This is a genomic window from Paenibacillus sp. p3-SID1389 (genome assembly GCF_025151705.1).
In the GTDB taxonomy this organism is placed as follows: Bacteria; Bacillota; Bacilli; order Paenibacillales; family Paenibacillaceae; genus Fontibacillus; species Fontibacillus phoenicis.
Genome location: NZ_JALXVO010000022.1, coordinates 48,243 through 69,945, shown reverse-complemented (window position 1 = coordinate 69,945; position 21,703 = coordinate 48,243). Strand labels below are relative to the sequence as shown.

Annotated in this window: 24 protein-coding genes; 13 read left to right on the top strand and 11 right to left on the bottom strand. The window is 53.1% G+C overall.

Annotated elements, in window-relative coordinates; genetic code table 11:
- Positions 1-623 precede the first annotated feature (623 nt).
- Both M3G15_RS11395 and M3G15_RS11390 read right to left on the bottom strand, forming a co-directional pair.
- On the bottom strand, positions 624-1,448 hold the full coding sequence (locus tag M3G15_RS11395) for a winged helix-turn-helix domain-containing protein (protein WP_397376614.1): 825 nt from the start codon (positions 1,446-1,448) through the stop codon (positions 624-626).
- Positions 1,421-1,810: a Fur family transcriptional regulator gene (locus M3G15_RS11390; protein ID WP_009223685.1), complete on the bottom strand. Its 390-nt coding sequence runs from the start codon at positions 1,808-1,810 to the stop codon at positions 1,421-1,423. The genes M3G15_RS11395 and M3G15_RS11390 overlap by 28 nt, the downstream gene beginning before the upstream one ends.
- A 162-nt stretch (positions 1,811-1,972) precedes the next feature.
- Between M3G15_RS11390 and M3G15_RS11385 the strand changes: the two genes are divergently transcribed.
- A complete protein-coding gene (locus M3G15_RS11385; protein WP_009223684.1) occupies positions 1,973-2,371 on the top strand; it encodes a YczF family membrane protein in 399 nt (132 codons plus the stop codon).
- On the opposite strand, the gene M3G15_RS11380 is transcribed toward M3G15_RS11385, so the two are convergent.
- Genes M3G15_RS11380 through M3G15_RS11370 form a run of 3 tightly spaced genes read right to left on the bottom strand, consistent with a single transcriptional unit; the run spans position 2,288 to position 6,274 of the window.
- Complete coding sequence (locus M3G15_RS11380; RefSeq protein ID WP_260070956.1) at positions 2,288-3,391, bottom strand: GerAB/ArcD/ProY family transporter; 1,104 nt, start codon at positions 3,389-3,391, stop codon at positions 2,288-2,290. The two genes, M3G15_RS11385 and M3G15_RS11380, sit on opposite strands and share 84 nt — an antisense overlap.
- 14 nt (positions 3,392-3,405) lie before the next feature.
- Positions 3,406-4,617 (bottom strand): Ger(x)C family spore germination protein, encoded by a 1,212-nt coding sequence (locus M3G15_RS11375; RefSeq protein WP_009223682.1) that lies wholly within the window; start codon positions 4,615-4,617, stop codon positions 3,406-3,408.
- Complete coding sequence (locus tag M3G15_RS11370) at positions 4,607-6,274, bottom strand: spore germination protein (protein ID WP_009223681.1); 1,668 nt, start codon at positions 6,272-6,274, stop codon at positions 4,607-4,609. The genes M3G15_RS11375 and M3G15_RS11370 overlap by 11 nt, the downstream gene beginning before the upstream one ends.
- A 188-nt stretch (positions 6,275-6,462) precedes the next feature.
- On the opposite strand from M3G15_RS11370, the gene M3G15_RS11365 reads away from it, so the two are divergent.
- The 4 genes from M3G15_RS11365 (at position 6,463) to M3G15_RS11350 (ending at position 9,835) form a co-directional block, all read left to right on the top strand.
- Positions 6,463-8,031: an FAD-dependent oxidoreductase gene (locus M3G15_RS11365; RefSeq protein WP_260070954.1), complete on the top strand. Its 1,569-nt coding sequence runs from the start codon at positions 6,463-6,465 to the stop codon at positions 8,029-8,031.
- A gap of 240 nt (positions 8,032-8,271) precedes the next feature.
- The gene (locus M3G15_RS11360) at positions 8,272-8,598 is read left to right on the top strand and encodes a PadR family transcriptional regulator (protein WP_009223679.1); all 327 of its coding nucleotides are present in this window, start codon (positions 8,272-8,274) and stop codon (positions 8,596-8,598) included.
- A complete protein-coding gene (locus tag M3G15_RS11355; RefSeq protein ID WP_260070953.1) occupies positions 8,595-8,999 on the top strand; it encodes a DUF1700 domain-containing protein in 405 nt (134 codons plus the stop codon). Before M3G15_RS11360 ends, M3G15_RS11355 begins: the two co-directional genes overlap by 4 nt.
- A 140-nt stretch (positions 9,000-9,139) precedes the next feature.
- Positions 9,140-9,835: a DUF4097 family beta strand repeat-containing protein gene (locus M3G15_RS11350; protein ID WP_311202274.1), complete on the top strand. Its 696-nt coding sequence runs from the start codon at positions 9,140-9,142 to the stop codon at positions 9,833-9,835.
- A 49-nt stretch (positions 9,836-9,884) separates the two neighbouring features.
- On the opposite strand, the gene M3G15_RS11345 is transcribed toward M3G15_RS11350, so the two are convergent.
- From M3G15_RS11345 to M3G15_RS11335, 3 genes are all read right to left on the bottom strand, one after another.
- Positions 9,885-10,640, bottom strand: a complete 756-nt coding sequence (locus M3G15_RS11345) for an amino acid ABC transporter ATP-binding protein (protein ID WP_260070952.1) — start codon at positions 10,638-10,640, stop codon at positions 9,885-9,887.
- A gap of 15 nt (positions 10,641-10,655) precedes the next feature.
- Positions 10,656-11,324 (bottom strand): amino acid ABC transporter permease, encoded by a 669-nt coding sequence (locus M3G15_RS11340; protein WP_260070951.1) that lies wholly within the window; start codon positions 11,322-11,324, stop codon positions 10,656-10,658.
- Between the two features lie 63 nt (positions 11,325-11,387).
- On the bottom strand, positions 11,388-12,233 hold the full coding sequence (locus M3G15_RS11335; RefSeq protein ID WP_009223674.1) for an amino acid ABC transporter substrate-binding protein: 846 nt from the start codon (positions 12,231-12,233) through the stop codon (positions 11,388-11,390).
- Between the two features lie 39 nt (positions 12,234-12,272).
- Here M3G15_RS11335 and M3G15_RS21680 point away from each other — a divergent pair, with 39 nt between their 5' ends.
- From M3G15_RS21680 to M3G15_RS11305, 7 genes are all read left to right on the top strand, one after another.
- Positions 12,273-12,374, top strand: coding sequence for an RAxF-45 family protein (locus M3G15_RS21680; RefSeq protein ID WP_397376613.1), 102 nt, complete (start codon positions 12,273-12,275; stop codon positions 12,372-12,374).
- Between the two features lie 146 nt (positions 12,375-12,520).
- Positions 12,521-12,850 carry a hypothetical protein gene (locus M3G15_RS11330; protein WP_260070950.1) on the top strand — a complete coding sequence of 110 codons (330 nt, stop codon included), beginning with the start codon at positions 12,521-12,523 and terminating at the stop codon, positions 12,848-12,850.
- 15 nt (positions 12,851-12,865) lie between these two features.
- Positions 12,866-13,552, top strand: coding sequence for a DNA-3-methyladenine glycosylase family protein (locus M3G15_RS11325; protein ID WP_260070949.1), 687 nt, complete (start codon positions 12,866-12,868; stop codon positions 13,550-13,552).
- A 96-nt stretch (positions 13,553-13,648) separates the two neighbouring features.
- The gene (locus M3G15_RS11320; RefSeq protein ID WP_260070948.1) at positions 13,649-14,947 is read left to right on the top strand and encodes an ArnT family glycosyltransferase; all 1,299 of its coding nucleotides are present in this window, start codon (positions 13,649-13,651) and stop codon (positions 14,945-14,947) included.
- Complete coding sequence (locus tag M3G15_RS11315) at positions 14,944-15,669, top strand: glycosyltransferase family 2 protein (protein ID WP_009223670.1); 726 nt, start codon at positions 14,944-14,946, stop codon at positions 15,667-15,669. The genes M3G15_RS11320 and M3G15_RS11315 overlap by 4 nt, the downstream gene beginning before the upstream one ends.
- Positions 15,670-16,023: a DUF2304 domain-containing protein gene (locus tag M3G15_RS11310; RefSeq protein ID WP_009223669.1), complete on the top strand. Its 354-nt coding sequence runs from the start codon at positions 15,670-15,672 to the stop codon at positions 16,021-16,023.
- Positions 16,007-16,354, top strand: coding sequence for an EamA family transporter (locus tag M3G15_RS11305; protein WP_036644188.1), 348 nt, complete (start codon positions 16,007-16,009; stop codon positions 16,352-16,354). The genes M3G15_RS11310 and M3G15_RS11305 overlap by 17 nt, the downstream gene beginning before the upstream one ends.
- Before the next feature lie 16 nt (positions 16,355-16,370).
- Here M3G15_RS11305 and M3G15_RS11300 read toward each other — a convergent pair whose 3' ends face one another.
- Positions 16,371-16,823, bottom strand: a complete 453-nt coding sequence (locus M3G15_RS11300) for a V4R domain-containing protein (protein ID WP_036644186.1) — start codon at positions 16,821-16,823, stop codon at positions 16,371-16,373.
- 195 nt (positions 16,824-17,018) lie between these two features.
- Here M3G15_RS11300 and M3G15_RS11295 point away from each other — a divergent pair, with 195 nt between their 5' ends.
- Complete coding sequence (locus M3G15_RS11295) at positions 17,019-17,729, top strand: Crp/Fnr family transcriptional regulator (RefSeq protein ID WP_009223666.1); 711 nt, start codon at positions 17,019-17,021, stop codon at positions 17,727-17,729.
- A gap of 354 nt (positions 17,730-18,083) precedes the next feature.
- On the opposite strand, the gene M3G15_RS11290 is transcribed toward M3G15_RS11295, so the two are convergent.
- Both M3G15_RS11290 and M3G15_RS11285 read right to left on the bottom strand, forming a co-directional pair.
- On the bottom strand, positions 18,084-19,979 hold the full coding sequence (locus M3G15_RS11290; protein ID WP_009223665.1) for an ABC transporter ATP-binding protein: 1,896 nt from the start codon (positions 19,977-19,979) through the stop codon (positions 18,084-18,086).
- Complete coding sequence (locus tag M3G15_RS11285; RefSeq protein ID WP_009223664.1) at positions 19,976-21,703, bottom strand: ABC transporter ATP-binding protein; 1,728 nt, start codon at positions 21,701-21,703, stop codon at positions 19,976-19,978. Before M3G15_RS11285 ends, M3G15_RS11290 begins: the two co-directional genes overlap by 4 nt.

Here is a 21,703-nt window from a genome sequence, read left to right as displayed (position 1 = left end):
ACAGATGTGCGTATCCATTCCAGCGATCCCTTACCGCCAATTAATCACACGCCATCAGAAGCCATTCTATGCAGCAGCGGCTTAAAATTAAAGTGCTATCGAGATACTAGTGAGATAATAATGAGGTACTAATGAGATACTAGTGAGGTGCTAGCGAGGTGCTAGCGAGGTGCTAATGTGTACTGTAGCTAATGTGGTGCTAAGGGTGCTAATGAGATACTTATGAGATACTAGTGAGTTACTAATGGCACTAATAGAAGTACTGACATGTCTACTTCCTTCTCTTTCTTCACTCCACCAGCTGACTCAACGGGATAATCATCAAAAGAGGGTGGCAAAGAGACTAGCTTCCCCCTGTCGAAACTATCAGCAACTATCGATTTTCTTGTAAAATCTTACTGCTACTTTCTTGCAATATCTTACTTCTACTTTCTTGCAGCATCTTACTGCTCCTTCGCATGTTGCAACTTTATCTTTCTCCACTGCCTGATGCAACGGGATAATCGTCAAAAGAAGGCGGCGGAGAGACTAGCTCCCCCTATCTCCCTATTAACCAAGAGAAACGGGGACTAGAAAAACCGTCTGTCCGACGACAAACGGTTTTCTTCTGAATTGAGTGTGCTTTAATCCGCCAGCCGATAACCCACGCCGCGGACGGTGGTAATGTAGGTCGGACGCGAGGCATTGTCGCCGAGCTTCTTGCGCAGACTCTTGATATGCACGTCGACGACGTTGCTGCCGCCAAGAAATGTTGTTCCCCATACCTCCGACAGCAGCTCTTCTCGGGACAGCACTGTACCTTCATGTTCCAGCAGCTTGATCAGCAGTTCGAACTCCGTCTTGGTCAGCTCAATTTTGATGCCGCCCCGGTACACTGTCATTTTCTTGCGATCGATCCACAAATCCTTGAAGATCGCCGGGGACGTGCCGGTAAGCAGCCGCGACGACAACGGCCGCGGGCCGCTATTGCGAATAATCCGCTGGGCATGGTACACGATTTCGACCGGGCGGGCTGGCCAAACCAGAAGCTCTTGGTTCCTTAAGGCCGGGTCAAGGTATCCGAGCATCGACTCTCTAACGAGCAACAGCGAGGGGGTGCCGCCGGTTTCCTGTCCCACCAGCGAACGGATCACTGCTGTGTCTATGTTCTCTTGATAGGAGGTCAGATCAAAGATCAGCAGGTCGGCCGCCAAAGCGTTACGAATGCCTTGCTCCAAATGATGGAATACAAGGACATCAAAGCAGCTCTCCGACAACTCGCGCACCAGTTCATGAACCTCGCTCGGAAATGGACTAATCAAAATGACGCGCTGTGTAACCGGGCACGCCACTCTGCCTAGTTCCAAGCCCTCCGGCTCGGCAACTTCAACACCGGAAGGGCGGCGGAAGGGGACCGTATTACCCGAAATTCCGTTTTGCATCACTTCTTCTGCTGACAATTCGGACACACCCCCCCAAATACGACATGTGCATGATGAACATCATATCCCGTTTCCTCAGCCACCGTACGGTTCCATTCCTCCGGCACATGAGACATCACTTCATCCACGCGGCCGCAAACCTCGCACAAGATATGCTGATGATCGTCCAGCTTCGCATCATACCGGCTAGCTGCTTCGCCCAGCTTCAATTCGCGAATCAATTCCTTCTCGGTTAAATACCGCAGTGAGTTGTAAACCGTACCATATGCAAAATTATATCCTTGCTCAACCAGACGGTTCATGACTTCCGCGGCCGTCGGATGGTCCTTGGCGTTGCGAACGACATCATATACCGCTTGGCGTTGGGTCGTTAAATTTAAGGCTTTCATTTATCATCAATCCCTGTAGTTGTTTTTAGATTTAGTATAAGTCTTATTTTATGAAACGTCAATTCCTTTCCCCATTTCCTGCATGTTCCAACGCGCTTTTCCTAATACTATAGGATGAAAGCTAGACTACATTAACCATTTTACCGAGAGGAGCTGCACCTTATGTTGATTCGAAAATACCTGACTACTCTCCTCATAGCGGCTTTTTCAATGGGCTATATCATTTGGACGGACATACTGATTGGACTTCCATGGAATAACTTCTTAATCAACTGGAGCTACTCGCTAACCGATCCTGCCGAACGGATTTGTGCCTATATGCTGTTCCTGTTCCTGATCATCCCGGACATCTATCATTTCGTAAGCCGCAAACGGAATGGAGGCGGACAAACCTCAGGCCATGCGACTAGCTCGCAGCAAAACGAAGAGTCTTCGTCCACCTCGGCGAACAAAGACTCTTCCAACCCATCGGAGGATTTACGTTCCGGAATGCCGCCGGAACCGGAATCGGTAAATCAAGGCGGCTACAATCAGAGCGGCGGGCACAATAACATAAAATAATGGATCCATGATATAGAGGACATCGCCGCCTTTCTTGACGTGCTCACTATACGTTCGAGCGATCGTTATCGAAGTGAACAACACAATCAGGGCCAGCGGATAGAGGACCTTCCGATAGGGAATCTTGAACAAGTCGGAAGCTCCGATAACGGCCGCATAGAAATAGACAGCGATTTTGAAGAAGTCGCCAATGATCAACACCATCACCACTAAAATATCCAGACGTTGAATAAAGTCGGCAATGGAGGCTTTACCAACCATCGTTAGAAGCGGGAATATCGATCGCTCAGCAATGTCCACGCCAAGTATGGAGATCGTAATCACCACCGTCCCCGACAAAATCATCCCTGATAGCAGCACGGACATCAATCCTGCCCGGACCCCTGCTTTTACATTGTTCAAATACGGCAAAACCATGGTGAAACAAATAATCTCACCAAACGGGAACTGGTAATTTTGGCGATAAACGGACTCCAGCACCGGCCCAAACCCATCGCTTAGCACCGGAAGAATCCGGGTGAAATCTATAATTCCCGAGAACAGCAGCAGAAACAAAATGATGATCCCGATCACAAACACAACCCAAAGCAAAATAAACGCCGTGCGGGCCAGCACCTCAATGCCCTTGTGCAGTACATAAATGATCGTTAGCATCATCACCGTATTGATAATGAACAGCGGAGTCTCTTTCAACGTGGAGGCGAAAACCAATAACCCGCCGTCCATCAAATCGCGGCTAGCTTTGTTCATATAAAACAGTATATAGGCAAAACCGATTAGCCCGCCCAAGTATTTGCCTAGCAGCAATCGCATATATTGGGTGGGCAGTTTATCAGGAAAAGCGGTGTACAGAAATGCATACCCCAGAAAGAGCAGACACCCGACCAACATGCCGCACAATACGGCGATCCAGGCATCCTCGCGGGCTGCCATGCCCAAATTCACAACCAGGGCCGTCCCGAGTTGAAACAAGACAAGCAGGGCGAAAAGTTGCATAGGACTTAGCTTCGTGTCTTCCAAGCGTATCCCGCCTCCTATTCTTTCTTTTTCAAATTATATTGGAAGGAACGATCTCTCATTTGGGAATTGCGGACGATCGAATCAATATGATATTCGACCGCGACCTTAGGAAAGATGTCGGACCATTGTCCCTTCAATTGCTTCCAGACCTTTGGATGCTGGAGCTCGAGCGTCCGTCCGAAGCATAAAACATCGCTGTTCAGGGATTGTGCCGTTTGAACGGCAGCCTTGATGTCCTTTAATATTTCCTGATTCACATCCTTTTCCAATGCATCCAGAGTTGCCAGGTCACGGAAATCGATGGGGCTGTCCATTTCCCGAACCGACAGCTGGGCCATCACCTTCACAACGAAGATAGGGTCCTCCCCATCCTTAAGAATCGCCCGAATCGAAGTTTTACTTCTGCGAACATCCAGCGTGATAGTCCCCTGGTCGTCCGGCGTGATCACAATCGAAGTGTTGTGCAGCTTATCTCTAAGCCAGATTAATCCCCGGCTTTCATTCTCATTAAGCCATCCCTTCAACTGATCTCCTTTAAACACCGCCAAATTGGACATGACCAGAAGCCCGAGGTTATCTGTTTCCTCCAGATTGTTTTTATTTCGTACTTCTCGGACACTCCCTACAATATCAACGCCGTTGATTACCGGCCCCGAATTAGGCACGAGGACCTCGCGTATCAGATCATCAACCTCAACGGGATAATTGGCACCGTACTCTCGGGAGGTCATTTCGGCTTTTTGAGCAAGCGTATACGCGGTGATTTTCCCCATGGAGGAGAGCCCGGCAATAACGTCGAGCGCTCGGATGCCTTTTTTCGCTATAAAAATTTTTGCGGTTAGGCGAATATCTGAATCCCGGTCGAGAAAATCGAGGATATCCGATATTCCCTGCCGGGCCAGCTCCTCCGAGATGACCACGATACGAACATGGGCGGTCGACATCAGCCGTGGTACCTGAAGAGAAGCCTTGCGAACGGCCTCCATAATGGATCGTCCTTCGGCGGTATAAACCGTCGTTGGGGTACCGCCTCTGCCGATTTTTCCGGAAATCTCGTCGGCGATAATCACTTGAAAGGACACCAGATAATCCTTATTTCCAGGGCCGCGATCGATACCAATCCCGGACACCACCGCCCGCTGGTTTAACTCTTCCGCATCCCAGCAACCGGACAGGGGCAGCATGACGCACAGGATCACAAGTAACCACATCGCTCTAATTCTCATTTTGGTCCTCCTGCTTCCTTGATTCCGTTTCTTGTCCGCCTTGCTGCGGGCCGCCCTGACTCGCCTCCTCTCCAGAATTCGCCGACCCGCTGGAGTTGTCGGGAGACATCGGTTTGATTTCCCCTATCTTCTTCATATCTTGCTGGCTTGAGGACATTAACGGTTCCCACCCGTGCATCCAAATCGGCAGCCGCAGGATCGCATCCTTCTGAGCCTGTGGTACAAACGGGCTGAACGGCGTCAGATAAGGAACGCCAAACGACCGGATGCTGTTCATATGGGCGATCAGCATAATCAGCCCCAGCGTGATCCCGTAAAACCCAAAAAAGCCGGCCAGCACAAGAAAATAAAACCGGAACAGCCTGCCCGCAATAGATAGGTTATAGGAGGGCAATGCGAAGCTCGCGATCCCCGTCAGCGCTACGACAATAACCATGATCGGCGTGATGATCCCCGCCTCAACGACGGCCTGCCCCAGGATCAACGCACCTACGATCGACACCGTTTGCCCAATCGCCCGCGGCATCCGTACCCCTGCCTCACGTAAAATCTCAAAAACGACCTCCATGATGATGGCCTCTACGAAAGCCGGAAACGGCACTCCCTCGCGCTGAGCCATTAAGCTGACCAGCAGCAGTGTAGGAATCATCTCATAATGGAAGGTCGTCAAGGCAATATAAACCGCCGGACCTAGCAGCAAAATCACAAAGCATATGTAGCGGATAACACGCATCAGAATGCTGATGTCAAAGCGTTGAGCGTAATCCTCCGGCGATTGCATGAACTGGGCAAAGACAGTAGGCAGGATCAGCGTAAACGGCGTACCGTCGACGAGAATAACCACCCGTCCTTCAAGCAAGTTGCCTGCGGCGACATCCGGGCGTTCCGTATTATAAACCGTCGGAAACGCGGTAATGGTCTTATCCTGGATAAACTCCTCGATATAAGCGGATTCCAGAATGCCATCGATGCGAATTTGCTGGAGCCGCCGGCGAATCTCGGCTACTACATTCGGGTCGGCACTGCTTTTCATATACATCATCGCCACGTGGGTGTGGGTCACGGAGCCGATTTTCAACGACTCCAGCCATAGATCCGGTGACTTAATGCGCCTCCGGATCAAGGAGATGTTGGTCGCAATCGATTCCACGAAGCTGTCCTTGGGCCCGCGCACAACCAGCTGCGAGGAAGGCTCATTAACCGCTCTCCATTCCCCGCCCGCCGTGCCGGAAATGATTCCCTGATCACTACCGTCCACCAGCAGCACGGTGTCACCGGATAGAACGGCCAGCATGATGTCGTTCCATTCCTTCACTACCTTGGTCTCTCCCAAGGACAAGGCATCCTCGAGAATGTATTGGATGAGTCGGTCGGCGGGATAAACGTTAACTTTCTCGGGATCCAGCTCCATTAAAGGCTTGATCACGAAATTATTGATCGCTTGCTGGTCGCTGAGGGCGTTCAAATAGACGATCGCCGCCTTCGCGGGTGCCTGAACTGGACCGCCAAGCTTGAGATGACGGATGACAATATCCGGGCTGTTTCCGGATTCCTCCATGATGCGGTCCAGCATTTGCTGCAAATCCCCGGTAATTCGAGGTTGTCTGTTGCTTTTGTTCTGCTGGCCGGAGCGGCCGCGGGATAAGTGGCGCAGCATGATTAGCAACTCCTATTCTGTCTGCATCTCTTCTCTCCATTATTTGCTTTTCATTCCTTTTTCATGCGACAGAGATCGACAGGGCCTTCCGAGAATCTCAAGCGGTTTTTCTGTCCCTAAGCGGGAAATAATGTATCCGAAACGGCTCCCATTTTTAAGGAAAAACCATATGACAGGAGGAAGCCTCAATGGAGGACACCCCATTTATGTCCGGCGGACTTCCGCGATTCCCTGAATCGCTGTGGCGCAAAACAACTCCGTTGCCGGACTTTAGCAAGCTGACCGAGGACATCGATACCGACGTTGCCGTGGTTGGCGCCGGGATCACTGGAATCACCACTGCTTATTTGCTGGTGCAAGCCGGTGTAAAGGTCACCATCCTGGAGGCCGGTAAGGTCCTGGACGGCACAACCGGGTATACAACCGCAAAAATCACGGCGCAGCACGGCCTTATTTACGACAAGCTGATCAACCATTTTGGTGAGGAAGGCGCACGGCTGTATTTTGAAGCGAATGAGGAGGCGCTGCGTTGGATCGGCGAAACCGTGAAGGAGCGGAAGATAGAGTGTAAGTTCCGCCGGGAGGATGCTTATTTGTATGCGGATTCGGACGAGCAGCTCCACAAGCTGGAAGCGGAATGGCGGGCTTATGAACGCTTAGGTCTGCCTGGTGAATGGCGGGATACGATCGAGTTGCCGCTGCAAGCCAGAGGGGCCGTCGTGATGAAAAATCAGGCCCAATTCCATCCGCTTCAATACTTAAACGAATTGCTGGCGTATGTCACCTCCCATGGAGGTGTGGTGTATGAAAATACAACGCTGGAGGATGTCGCCGAACCGCAGTCGGATGGACGGCTTCGCCTGACCACGGAAAACGGCCATCACATCGTTTGCCGCCATGCGGTATCGGCCTCCCATTATCCGTTCTTTGACGGAAAAGGCTGGTACTTCACCCGGCTGCATGCCGAGCGTTCCTATGTCGTGGCCATCGAACCGGAGAAAGCCTACCCTGGCGGCATGTACATTAATTGCGGCTCCCCTACGCGCTCGCTCCGATCCGCAGAGCTGAACGGGAAGCAGGTGGTTCTGGTCGGCGGCGAGTCGCATAAGACTGGCAAAAACGACTGCACGATTCAGTCCTACGAAACCCTGGAGAAATTCGGACGGCAGACGCTCGGGATCAAGTCGGTCCCCTTCCGCTGGTCGGCGCAGGATCTGGTGACTCTCGATGGCGTCCCCTACATCGGGCGGATTACATCAAACCATCCGAATATCTACGTCGCCACCGGCTTCTACAAATGGGGAATGACCACCAGCACGCTGTCCGCAATGCTAATCCGCGACCTCATTCTGGAGAAGGAGAACCGCTATGCCGAGCTGTTTACGCCTTCTCGGTTCAAGGCCGACCCCTCGATCAAGCATTTCATCACCCAAAATGCGGACGTAGCCAAAGAGTTCGTCACCGGCAAAATCGAACTCGTCCACCTGAAGCCAGAGGATCTCGTTCCGGGCCAAGGCGGCGTCGTCAAGCACCATGGTAAGCGTGCCGGAGCCTACCGCGACCAAGACGGCCTGCTCTATCTGGTGGATACGACCTGCACCCATATGGGCTGCGAGGTCAAATGGAATGAGGCGGAACGATCCTGGGACTGCCCTTGCCACGGCTCCAGGTTCGATTACAAAGGCGAAGTGATCGAAGGGCCGGCAACAGAGGCGCTCCCTCGCCTTCACCGCCAACCTGAGCAAGCCAAAAGCTGAGTTCCCCCGACGCTCCGCAATCTGACTTTGGGGAATAGCACAAATCAAAGCGCATCTGTTCGTCCTATTCCTTTGAAAACAAAGGGCAAAAAGGAACAGATGCCTTTTTTCATTCACTACCTTGCTTTAATCAGTACTGTGTGATATTATACTTTTTGGCGATACTAATCAATGTTCAGTACTGATGAAATTTCAACACGTAACGTACACCCAATTTAGAAGAAACGAGGCGAAGCAGGTTTGGATATCAGCATCCAATTTAAGAAAGGCGCCTTGGAGTTATGCGTGCTGGTATTGATCCAAGGCCGCGACCGGTACGGTTACGAGCTCGCCCAATCGGTATCCAAGCATATCGAGGTAGCCGAAGGGGCCTTGTACCCCCTGCTGCGCAGACTGGTCAATGAAGGTTATTGCACCACCTACCTTAAGGAATCCACAGGCGGTCCCCCGCGCAAATACTACAAACTAACTCCCGAGGGCGAAGCGTACACCCAGAAACTGGTCGTCGAGTGGAAGCAGTTCGTACACAATGTTTCAACCTTAATTGAGAAAGGAAGCCGTTTATGAATAAAAGCGAGTTTTTGGCGAATCTTCGGGCGCATTTATCGGTTCTCCCGCCGGAGGAACAAAACGAATTGCTGGAGGATTATGAGGCCCACTTCGCTTTTGGTTTGGAAAGCGGACGGACGGAGCAAGAGATCGTGCTGGAGCTGGGAGACCCGGCGGAGCTGGCCAAAGAGGCCATTGGCAACCGCTACGTGCCCCAGGAGCATGTGTACTGGTTTGGCGGAGCAGAGCCCGCTGCCACACCGGGCGCAGCAGTCAGCACCACGCCATCAGTCGCTTACGTCGGGTTGGGCATGCTGCTCGCCGTTGTCACACGATACGCTTATAAAGGCATGCTCTGGCTCAGCATCGCTTACCTGCGTTGGAATGTTCGGATCGCGAAAGGGGATCACCAAGCATGAATACGAAGAAATGGTCACTCATAGGGTTGTTGCTGATTTTGATCGGGTTGGCCGGCATGGCTTACCAGCATTTCGAATTTGGGGATGAACTGCCGTCCCACTAGCAGAAGTGGACGTTTGATCAGGGCGGCTTACAGACACTGCTCATTGACAGTGATTATGACGTCGAGCTGGAGTTTATCGACAGCCTTGATGGGACGAACTACGTGGAAATCAACGGGAATATGAATCAGAAGACGATCGATGCGGTGAAAGCTGCTCAAATCTCAGAGGGGACACTAAAGCTGGATCTAAAAGACAAGTTCGACTGGACCTTCTTCTCGATCAACTTCCAGTCCACCAAGCAGCGAATTACCGTGGCGCTGGGCGACAAGGGCGAATTGAATCGGATCAGCTTCAAGTCGGACTCCAGCAACGGGACGTTCCGCGGTCTTCGCGCCGATGATATCGATCTGTCGATCGACTCAGGGAATATTCGTGTCGATCAGTTTGAAGGTACGCTGACCGCGAAGTCGAGCTCCGGCAACATCACCGCCAACCAGGTAAAAGGGACCGTCAAAGCTACGTCCAACTCCGGGGACATCCGGTTTAATCGATTTACAGGCGATGGCAGCTTTAAGTCCAATTCGGGGAATATTACGTTGTCGGAGCAACGCTCAGACAATTTGGACATCTCCGTAGGCTCAGGCAATGCAACACTGTCCGCCGATGCCGAGTTCAAAGGCTATTATGACCTGCAATCCGGCTCCGGCAACACTACCGCGCCAGATTCACCACGGCAGACGCAGGACCTGATTAAGGTCCGGGCGAATTCCGGTAATATTCGCATCCGCTAGAAACACAAAAGAGAGGCCAGAGTTCATATCAAACTCCGACCTCTCTTCTTTATTCGATTTCCCGCTGCGTAATTCGGTTCAGGAAAGAACGGGCTCGATCGCTGGACGGATGATTCAGCACTTGGTCCGGCGTCCCCGATTCGATAATGTTCCCCTCGTCCATCAGTACGACCCGGTCGGCGACCTCGGCGGCGAACTTCATCTCATGGGTAACGACGACCATCGTCCGCCCCTCAAGGGCCAGCTCCTTCATGACCTTCAGCACCTCGCCAACCAGCTCGGGATCTAGCGCCGAGGTGGGCTCGTCAAAGAGCAGCACGTCCGGGCTCATGGCCATCGCCCGCGCAATCCCCACCCGCTGCTGTTGCCCGCCTGACAGCTGATGCGGATAGAAATCCGCTCGGCCACCGAGCCCTACCTTATTCAGCAGCTCCAAGGCAACCCGGCGGGCTTCCTCTTTGCTCTTTTTCAGCACCTGAACCTGGGCTTCCATCACGTTCTGGAGCGCCGTCATATGCGGGAACAAATAATACGCTTGGAACACCATGCCGGTCTTCTTGCGCAGCGCCAGCACTTCGCTTGTCTTCGGTTTCCGGCCAGCGCCGAATTCCAGCTGAACGTCGCTGATTCGAAGCGTTCCTCGCGTTGGAGTTTCCAGCAGGTTCAGGCAACGCAGCAAGGTTGTCTTCCCCGATCCGGAAGGCCCGATGATGACCAACACCTTGCCCTGCTCGACCTCGAGATTAACTCCCTTGAGAACTTCCTGGGTACCAAACGACTTGTGTAAATCGCGAATTTCAATCATGAATGGTTGGCCTCCTTACCGGGCGGTGAAGCGGTCCAGCCGCTTCTCCAGTCGATTTTGCAGCGCCGATAGGATGGTGCTGAATATCAAATAGATCAAGCCCGCTTCCGAGTAAACAACCAGCGGTTCATAGGTCGTTGACGTGATTTGTTGGGCGGTACGGAACATCTCGGTGTACGTCACGGTAGCGGCCAACGACGTATCCTTAACCAAGCTGATAAAGGAGTTGGCCAGCGGCGGCACCGAAACCCGTGCAGCTTGCGGCAGGATGATCCGCCGCAGCGCCTGCAGCCGGGTCATCCCCAGCGAATAAGCCGCTTCCCATTGGCCTTCGTGAATCGACAGGATCGCGGCCCGCACAATTTCCGAGCCGTACGCGCCGACGCTAAGCGTAAAGCCGATGACCGCTGCCGGAAACGGATCTAGAACAATCCCGATGGAGGGAAGACCGTAAAAGATGATGAATAACTGCAACAGCAGCGGCGTCCCGCGGATGATCCAAACATAGAATCTGGCGAGCAGCCGCAGCGGTCCGAAACTCGATAACCGCGCAAGCGCGGTCAGGACGGCTACCAGCAGCCCCAGCGCAAACGTGATTAACGTTAGCGGAACCGTAAAGGCTACCCCTGCTTTTAGCAGGGGAAAAAAAGAGTCTACGATAATATTCCAAATGCGTTCATCCATCGTTTAAGCATCCTTTTCCGAAGGAAGCGGCCCTCACGGGCCGCCTCCAATTGTTTAAATAGCTTATTTCGAAACGTCTTCTCCGAAGTATTTCTCCGAGATTTTCAAGTAGGTTCCATCGGATTTCATCGCGGCCAGTGCCTCGTTCACCGCTTGCACCAGCTCCTCGTTGCCCTTGTTAAACAAGGCTGCGCTCTCCGACGCTTCCGGCATTTCGTCAACCACTTTCAGCTTCACGTCCGGTCTTTGCTTCTTCAGATCCAGGAAGGACAAGCCGTCGTTGACCGTCGCGTCGATCCGTTTGGATAGCAACAGGTCGATCGCTTGGTTAAAGCCTTCCGTTGCAACGATTTCCGCTCCGTTCTCTCTGGCGATATCCGTCAGGTTACTCGTCAGCGATTGTCCGGCCTTCTTCCCTTTCAAATCGGCGAAGGTTTTGATGTCCTCGTTGTCTTCCGGCACGATCAGCACGGCACGGGAAACGATGTACGGGTCGGAAAAGTCGTATTTTTCCTTGCGGTCATCACGAATTGTTACTTCGTTGAATACCGCGTCAAACCGTTTTGCATCCAGTCCGGCAAAAATACCGTCCCACGGTGTCTCGATAAATTCAGCTTCCACGCCCAGACGTTTGGCAACCTCTTCTGCGATCTCTACGTCGAAGCCGGTCAGCTTGCCGTCCTTGTCATGGAAGGTGAAAGGCGCATAAGTTCCCTCCGTACCGATCCGCAGCTTACCGCTGGCTTTCACGGCTTCCAGCAAATTTTGCTCCGCCGGCTGCTCGTTGGCCGCATTACCTGCGCTGCCTTGGTTCGCACCTGCCGCTTGATTTTTCGTATTGTTATTACCGCAAGCTGCAACCAGCACGGTCAGCACCAGTGTCAACAGCAGTAAACTCCATTTTTTCATTGAATCCATCCCCCCGTCTATCCATGTTTTTAATTTGCAATGTTTGGCATTATTCATGCAGCAGCCAACAACGGGAGAAGTCTGTCCATTTTTGGAAACTCGATATCCAAACCAAATTGCGAAATGCCGCTCCTACCTTAACCTCACTTACGCGTGAGCTTTAAAGGCAGCAGGATTTCCTGCTGCCTTCTTTTTTGTAGGATCGGCATGGGATTAAAGGAGAACGAAACCATGATGATCCAAGGCCAAAATATACAGAAGTATTATGGCGCGGGCAAGACCACCTGATGAAGCTGTTGGCCGGCATCGAGCGTCCGGACCAGGGACTGCTGTCGATTCCAAAAGGCGCCCGAATCGGCAGTCTAGCGCAAATTCCTGACTATAACCGGGAAGAAACGGTTTACGACGTCCTGCTGGGCACCTTCGCCGACGTGCGGAGTCTGGAAACGGAGATGCGTCGCTTGGAAGCGGAAATGGCGGAAGCTGAGGATTCCAACGCGCTGGATTCGCTGCTTCGGCAATATGTCCGGCTGCAGGAGCGGCGTGACGCCCTGCAGCTCCGCGCCGACGAGCTCCTCCAGCAGTATGTCACCCTGCTGGAGGAGCATCCAAACTAAAGGAGGTTTGTCCCCATGAACCATGGGAAACCGGTATTTGAGCTCCCCCCCGATGACCCCCGGGTCAAGGCGCTGGCCAGCGCCGATCCCCGGATGGGCCGGCTGATCGCCCTGATTGGAAGCCTTGCGACCAAACCGCAAGGCCCTTTGTTCACCGAGCTGGCTCGCTCAATCATCAGCCAGCAAATCTCGGTCAAGGCCGCCTCCACCATTCGCGGCCGTGTCATCGAGTTGGCCGGGGAACTGTCCCCGGCCGCCCTCTTGGCCCAAAGCGACGCCGACCTGCGCGCCGCCGGGCTGTCCGCTTCCAAAGTCGCTTACCTCAAAGATTTAAGCGACAAAGTCCAATCCGGTCAGCTTGACCTGGACCGGCTGCAGGAGCTTGATGATGAGGAAGTCATCAAGCAGCTGGTTTCCGTGAAAGGCATCGGCCGTTGGTCGGCCGAGATGTTCCTCATCTTTGCCTTGGGCCGGGAGCATGTCGTTTCCTATGGGGATGCCGGTCTGCAGCGGGCGGCAAAATGGGTGTATGACATGGAAGAGCGCCCGGACCGCAAATATTTGCAGCAAGCAGCCGCGCAGTGGCCATCCTACGGCTCCATCGCCTCGCTTTATTTATGGGAAGCCATCAACCGGGGACATGTGGATTCGGGAGAAACCTTCAGCGAGCAGCTGACCAGTTTCGGCATTCAGACAGATTAAGCTTGTCGGAGGAATATTTTGGATATATTATAATATGGAAGGTGATATTTTCTAGTTTTTAGAGATAAATTATAAAAAAAGTGGGGTTGAATCACTGTGTTCTCGTTATCGGAAGTCCGTCGACCGGTCAAGTGGTATTTGTTCGGTCTGATCGCATTTGTGGGCATTGTATCGAGTCTTATCGTCCTGATCTACAACGATTATTTCCTCTTGGGCGACCCGGTTCACCCGAACAATGATGACGTGAAGTATATTCAATCCGCACGCCTTCTCCTGAATGAAGGCGTACTTGCCTATAATACCAAGGAGGTACCTTCCGCCTTCATCATGCCCGGGCTGCCGCTGATGCTGTCCGGGTTTATGGCGGTTTTCGGCCAGGAACAGGGCGGCATCGTCGCCTTTCGCCTGTTCCAGTGCCTTCTGCAAGCGTTGTGCATTTATCTTATCTTTTGGATCGGTCGACGCACTTTCAACACCCGGGCGGCGCTGATCGCCTGCACCGTGTCCGCTTTCTACCCGCCCGATTACTTTTCCTCCGGAGTCATTCTTTCAGAAACGACTTTTCGCACGTTGCTTCTGCTTCTCGTCTGTTGCACCATCCTGGCCATGGACCGAGGCGGATCCGCTTTATACGTCCTCATCGGCGTCCTGACGGCTGCGGCAGCTTACTTAAAGCCACATGCTTCCTTGTACCCCGCCGTTTTTCTGATCATTTGGCTGCGCATGAAGCTTCCTTGGCGGACGATGTTGAAATACACCCTTCTCATAGGGGTTACTTATGCTCTGCTGTTGACCCCTTGGTGGATCCGCAACTGGGTCACGTTTCATGAGTTTATCCTGTTCACCAATTCTGGCGGAAGTCCGTTCTTGCTCGGCACGCGCATCCGTTGGCAACTGCCGCCGGCTGGCTTCTTTGAGGCTTATCCTCAATACGATCCGCAAACGATATTCCAAGGCGCCGATTCCGCGGCGATCCGCAAGGGGCTGGATATCCTCCGGTACGGATTTACGCATGAGCCGATGAAATATTTGTATTGGTATACGTTGGGAAGATGGGTGGAGCTGTATTTCCATCCGTTTTATTCGCGCTCGTTTTGGCCGATCAGCCGCCCGGTAATGGACATTATCCAAGTCGTGATAATGTACGTCAATATGGCCGGCATTTTATGGGCCGTAACGAAGAACCGTCTGAAGCTGGACCGCCTGCTCCCCCTCTTGTTGGCGCTGGCTTATTTCACGGTGATTTATATTCCGTTCGTAGCGTTTAACCGATACGGTTATCCCAATATGACGCTGCTGATCCTGTTCGGGTCTTATCTGATTGGCGACCTGGTCGCCCGAGTTCTGCGCCGCTCCCATCACCGGTCCGCGCGAAAGGGGGCCTGTGACTCATGATGCCAAAACCACCGCGTATACTGATCATCATACCGGCTTATAACGAGGAAGCCAGCATCGGCTCGGTCATTCGGGATATCCGTAAGCACGCGCCGGAGGCTGATATCCTCGTCATTAACGACGGTTCCTCCGACCGGACGGAGAACTGTGCCCGGGAAGCCGGAGCCAAGGTGCTGACGCTGCCTTACAATGTCGGGATCGGCGGGGGAATGCAGACCGGTTATCTCTACGCCAAACAAAAAGGCTATGACATTGCCATACAAATGGACGCCGACGGCCAGCATCCGGCAGAAGAATTGCATAAGCTGATCGCCGGAATCGCAGACCAGGATCTTGTAATCGGCTCCCGGTTCCTAGGGACCGCTTCCTTCCGGTCGTCCACGGCGAGACGGGCAGGAATCGTCTTCTTCTCCAAGCTCGTCTCTTGGGTTACCGGCGAACGCTTCACCGACACGACCAGCGGCTTTCGCGCCGCCAGCCGTAAGGTCATCGAGCTGTACGCCCGGTATTATCCAACCGATTATCCCGAAGTGGAATCGATCGTGTATTTGAAGCGCCATGGCTGCCGGATCGTCGAAATCCCGGTGCAAATGCGCGCCCGCACCACCGGAAGATCGTCGATTACCCCTTGGCGTTCGGTTTACTATATGGTGAAGGTGACATTATCCGTGCTCATGAGCGCATTGCGGCGCCCGCTTCACCAGAAGGCGGTGACAGAATAAATGTCGATTTACATTTTATCCGTGTTAGTTGCCGCGGTGTTCCTCTTATTCGTCCTGGAATTGGTCCGCCGCCAAAAACTAAGAGAACAATACTCCCTGCTCTGGATTTTGTTCAGTGTCGTTCTGCTGATCTGCTCCACGCATATCGGGCTCATCGAATGGATCGCTGATCAGCTGGGCGTCAAGTATGCACCTGCAGTATTGTTTCTGTTTGGTCTGCTCTTCTGCTTCGCATTAATTCTGCACCTGACGATCGTCATTACTCGCCTAACCGCCCAGGTGCTGCGCTTAACCCAAGAAATCGTCATCCTTAAAGAACGGGAGGCGGTCCGTGAAAATGGACAAAACCATTAGTTACCTGCTGCTATTCGGCAATATCCTGCTTCTTGTGACAGGACAAGTTCTGTTTAAAATCGGCCTGGCCCGCACCGGCGGGCTTCACTGGAGCAAGCTGGCGTCCTCACCCGCAGTGATCGGCGGCATCGCTTTGTATGGGATAGCTACCCTGCTATGGTTTGCCGTGTTGTCCCGCCTCCCGCTGAGCGTCGCTTATCCGCTCCAAGCGCTGGCGTACGTCCTGGCGCTTCTTCCGGCCTATTTCCTGTTCCACGAAACGATCACTTGGAACAAGCTGCTTGGCGTGATCGTCATTTTACTCGGCGTTTTTTTGTTGGCGAAATCATAGACACAAGTAGAATCAATTAATTATAGATTCGGACTTCATACTCACAGTGTTCGTCGCCACTTACATTACATTTTGTTTCTCGTACGCTCACTTTTCGACCGAGCAGCTTTCCTAGCGCCCCTTCCAGAATGGCGCCCTCCAGATCGCACACCTTCTTCTCCTCCATCACCGGCAAGCCCTTGCAAAAACAATCCTCTATCGCAATCCGCAGCAATCGCTCACTTTGCTCCACAACCTGTGGCAATCCGATCTGCAGCTCAGTAAATAAATGGAGCAGCTCGTCCAACGTGGTGACGGGCAAGCTTTCGCCGATTTTACGGCCGATGGAGGCGGTGGTTCCTTTCCCCTCCAGAGGCAGCCCCTGCCGCATCCCAATCAGGCGAATCGCCCGGAACAACTCCAGCGGCACCTGATCCCCCAGCTCAGTACGGTCGATTTGTCGCAATTCATCAAACGTGAATTCTTTCATCTGTCTTCCTCTCCTAACCATAGAACTGAACTCTATCCGTTGATAGGTTTAATTTCCCATATTCAGGTCCGGAAAACCTTGATCTTCATCAAGAATTCGACAGATATATTGTGATAATAATCACTAGTCAAACACCTAGCAACGGTTAAGTTAGAAGTAGATGAATACATCTTTCCAAGAAAGGAGAGATCACAGATGAAGTCCTGTGCTTGCCACATTCGAGATACAGCCACGGCTCCTTCCTGTCTGGCACGTGTTCCGGTTTTTGCGCAGCTGCGCCAAACGGAGGTAGAGCTGCTCCATTCCGTCATGCGTACCTCGCAGTTCCATAAAGGCGAGATCATTTTCCGCGAAGGAGATCGTTCCGATTCGCTGTTTGTGGTGAGCCGCGGAATCATTAAGCTGACGAAGCTGGAGGATAACGGCAAAGAGCATCTCATCCGGCTGCTGTTTCCAGGGGACTTCTTCGGCCAGTTTTCTCTGTTACAGGAAAAACCCCATTACGCTAGTGCCATCGCGGCGGACACGACCGGCATCTGCCGGATTCACCGCAGCGATTTTCTTGATATTTTGCGGCGCGATCCCGATACGGCGGCCCGGTTTATGACCGCGCTTAGCGCCCAACTGGAGGAGGCCGACGCCTGGGCAGCCGTACTGACCTTGCTTGAGGCCGATCGGCGTCTCGCCAAGATGCTCTTATACTTCCGCCGCAAAGCTGCGCCAAACTCCCGGGAATTCACCTTGCCCGTGTCCAAAAAAGACCTCGCCTCCCTCATCGGCGCCACACCAGAGACGCTCAGCCGCAAGCTGCGTCAGCTTAGCGACGAGGGCGTGTTAACCGTAACGCGTCGGCAGTTGCTCATCCGCGATGAAGCAGCACTGTGCCACCTGGCCGGCGAGGGCTAGGCGGCGATAGGAACAGCCCTGGTCTGGCCCTGGCTGCAAGCCAGGGTGAGCTTTTGATTGTCTGTCCTGACGCTTTGCACGATTATCCCTTTTGACCAGCTCTTTTACACCATTATCCCGTTTGCTCAGTTTTCAGATTATAACGGCTGGAGAGGCTAGTATCCCGTTGACTCAGATTACAGAAGCAGAGAAGAGCGTCTGCGCACAATTCCTCACCATCTGAAGGAAAGGGATAATCGTGTAAAGGGCTCCCTCAGAGATACCTCCCCGCCCCCTATCAAAAGAAAAACGCCCCTGACAAACAGGGGCGTACCTACAATGGTAAGTCTATACGAACGCGGGCCCTTCCGCCGCTTACACGGCCTCTGGCTCGAAGCTGCCTTTGGTGAATTGGCTGTTGTACAGGTCGGCATAGAAGCCGCCCAGTGCCAGCAATTCGTCGTGTGTACCTTTCTCGATTACGGTGCCGTGGTTCATCACGAGGATGAGATCGGCGTCGCGGATCGTGGATAGCCGATGGGCGATGACGAAGCTTGTTCTGCCTTTCATCAGCTCTTTCATCGCTTTTTGGATTTGCACCTCGGTCCGGGTATCGACGCTGCTTGTCGCTTCGTCGAGAATGAGGATCGCCGGATCGGCCAGGATGGCCCGGGCGATCGTCAGGAGCTGCTTCTGCCCTTGCGAAATGTTCGATGCTTCCTCGTTCAGCACGGTATTGTAACCGCCGGGCAGCGTGCGGATAAAGTGGTCGGCGTACGCCGTTTTGGCGGCGCGAACCACTTCCTCATCGGTGGCTCCTTCCCGGCCGTAGGCGATATTGTCGCGGATCGTGCCATTAAACAGCCACGTATCCTGCAGGACCATGCCGAACAGGCTGCGCAGGTCGCCGCGTCTCATCTCGGCGATATTTACTCCGTCCACGGTGATCGAACCGCCATTGACTTCGTAGAAACGCATTAACAGGTTGATCAGCGTCGTTTTGCCGGCGCCGGTTGGCCCGACGATGGCGATCATTTGTCCCTGTTTCACGTCGATGTTCATGTCTTCGATGAGCAAATGTTCCGGATCGTAACCGAACTGAACGTGATTGAACGCCACGTCGCCGCGAGGCTTCTCCAAAACCACCGGGTTCGCCACTTCCGGCACCTGCTCTTCTTCATCCAGGATTTCAAACACCCGTTCCGCCGAAGCGACGGTCGATTGAATGATGTTAGCGATGTTCGCCGTTTGTGTAATCGGCATCGTGAATTGACGGGCGTACTGGATAAACGCCTGCACGTCACCGATTTCAATCGATCTCTTGGTCACAAGGATCCCGCCGACCACCGACACCAGCACATATCCGATGTTGCCAATAAAGCTCATGATCGGCATGATCACGCCGGAGATAAATTGTGCCTTCCAACCGGCTTCATACAGCCGTTCGTTAATGGTGTCGAACTGCTCCAGCGATTTCGTTTCGCGGCCAAACGCCTTAATCACCTTGTGGCCGGTGTACATTTCTTCTACATGGCCGTTCAGCTGGCCAAGTTCTTTTTGCTGGCGAACAAACTGCTTCTGCGAGCGCTTGGCAATCGAGGTGATTGCCACAATGCTTAGCGGCAGCGTCAGCACCGCAATCAAGGTCATCAGCGGGCTGATCGACAGCATCATCACGATGACACCGATGATCGTCAGGATCGAGGTAATCAGCTGTGTCAAGCTTTGCTGCAACGTACCGGCAATGTTGTCTACGTCATTGGTGACCCGGCTGAGAATTTCCCCGTGCGTCCGGGCGTCAAAGTATTTTAGCGGCAGCTTGTTGAGCTTGGCATTCACGTCCTTCCGCAGGTCATACACCGTCTTCTGGGCCACGCCAGCCATCAAATACTGCTGGAAATAGCTAAACAACGCACTCAGCACATACAGTCCGATCAAAACCATGATGATGTGCCATATATATTGAAAGTCGATCTCCGCGCCGGGAACCCCTTGAACCTTCGCGACGATTCCTTCAAACAGCTTGGTCGTCGCCTTCCCCATCACCTTCGGGCTAAAGATGCTGAACAGGGTGCTCAGGATGGCCATCACGAATACGGCCACTAATTGATATTTATGCGGTCTTAAGTACCGGATCAACCGTCTTAGGGTTCCTTTGAAATCCTTCGCTTTCTCCACCGGCATCCCCATGCCGGGGCCGCCAGGACCCGGACCATGCCCGGGACGAGGACCGCCGAATCCGCGTTTACCAGATGATTGCTCCCGACTCATGCGATCTCCTCCTCCGAAAGCTGCGAATACACGATTTCTTTATAGACATCGCAAGTTTGCATCAATTCTTGGTGCGTGCCGATGCCCGCGATTTGACTTTCGTTCATGACGATGATTTGGTCAGCGTCAAGCACAGTGCTCACCCGCTGCGCGACGATAATGACTGTGGCATCCTTCGTCTCTTCCTTCAAAGCAGCCCTCAGCTTCGCATCGGTCTTGAAGTCCAGCGCTGAGAAGCTGTCGTCAAAAATATAAATCTCCGCCGGACGAACCAAAGCGCGCGCAATCGACAGCCGTTGCTTTTGTCCGCCGGACACGTTAGTGCCGCCTTGAGCGATCGGGGATTCAAAACCTTGCTCCATCTTGGAAATAAAGTCGGTCGCCTGGGCAATATCCGCGGCGCGCCGCACTTCTTCGTCGCTTGCATCCTCTTTGCCATAACGGATGTTTTCGCTGATCGTTCCGGTGAACAACACCGCTTTTTGCGGGACAAACCCAATTTTGCTGCGCAGCTCCTCCTGGGTCATATCGCGGACATCCACACCGTCCACCCGGACACTTCCCTTCTGCACATCGTAAAACCGCGGGATCAAGCTGATCAACGTTGATTTCCCGGAGCCCGTCCCGCCGATGATCGCCGTGACCTGACCCGGCTTGGCGGTAAACGTAATATCCTGCACCGCCGGTTGCTCCGCGCCTGGATAGCTGAAGGTCACGTTTTGGAATTCGACCAGCCCTTGGGCTTCTGTCGCCGATTTGCCCTTCGCGGAATCCTTGATCACCGGAACCATATCCAGCACTTCATTGATCCGGATGGCCGAAGCCGACGCCCGCGGAATCATCACGAACATCATCGATACCATCACCAGCGAGAACATGATTTGCATCGCGTATTGCAGAAACGCCATCAAATCGCCGACTTGCATATGCTCGGAATTGATCCGCAGCCCGCCAAACCAGATGATCGCTACGGAAGACAGGTTCATGACCAGCATCATGACCGGCATCATAAAAGCCATGATTTTGTTGACCTTGATCGACGTATCGGTCAAATCGAGGTTCGCCGCGTCGAACCGTTTGCTCTCATAGTCCGTCCGATTAAACGAACGGATGACGCGAATCCCGGTCAGGCTTTCGCGCATGACGAGATTCAGCTTATCGATTTTTTTCTGGATCGCTTTAAATAAAGGCAGCCCTTTCCGTGCGATCAGGAAGATCGCTCCGGCCAAGACCGGCAGAATCACCACCAGCACCAGCGACAGCGTGGCGTCCTTCGAGACGGCCATAATAATGCCGCCCAGACACATCATCGGCGCCATGACCATCATCCGCAGCATCATAATCAGCACTTGCTGAACTTGGGTAATATCGTTGGTCGTACGGGTGATCAGTGAGGCGGTACCGATGCGATCAAACTCCTCCAGTGAAAAGTTCGACACATGCTTGAACACCTTGCCCCGGAGCAGCTTCCCGAACCCCGTTGACGCTTTAGCGGAATAGTAGCTGGCGGCGATGGAACAGGCCATTCCTCCAAGCGCAACCAGCAGCATCAGACCGCCGATTTTCCAAATATACGGTGTGTCTCCATTCACGACCCCATTATCAACGATGTCGGACATCAGCGTCGGCAAATACAGCTCGGATAAGGTCTGAAAGAAGACAAATACAAGCACCGCCACCACAAGCCAGCGGTATGGTTTCAAATTGCGGAAAAGCTTGATCAA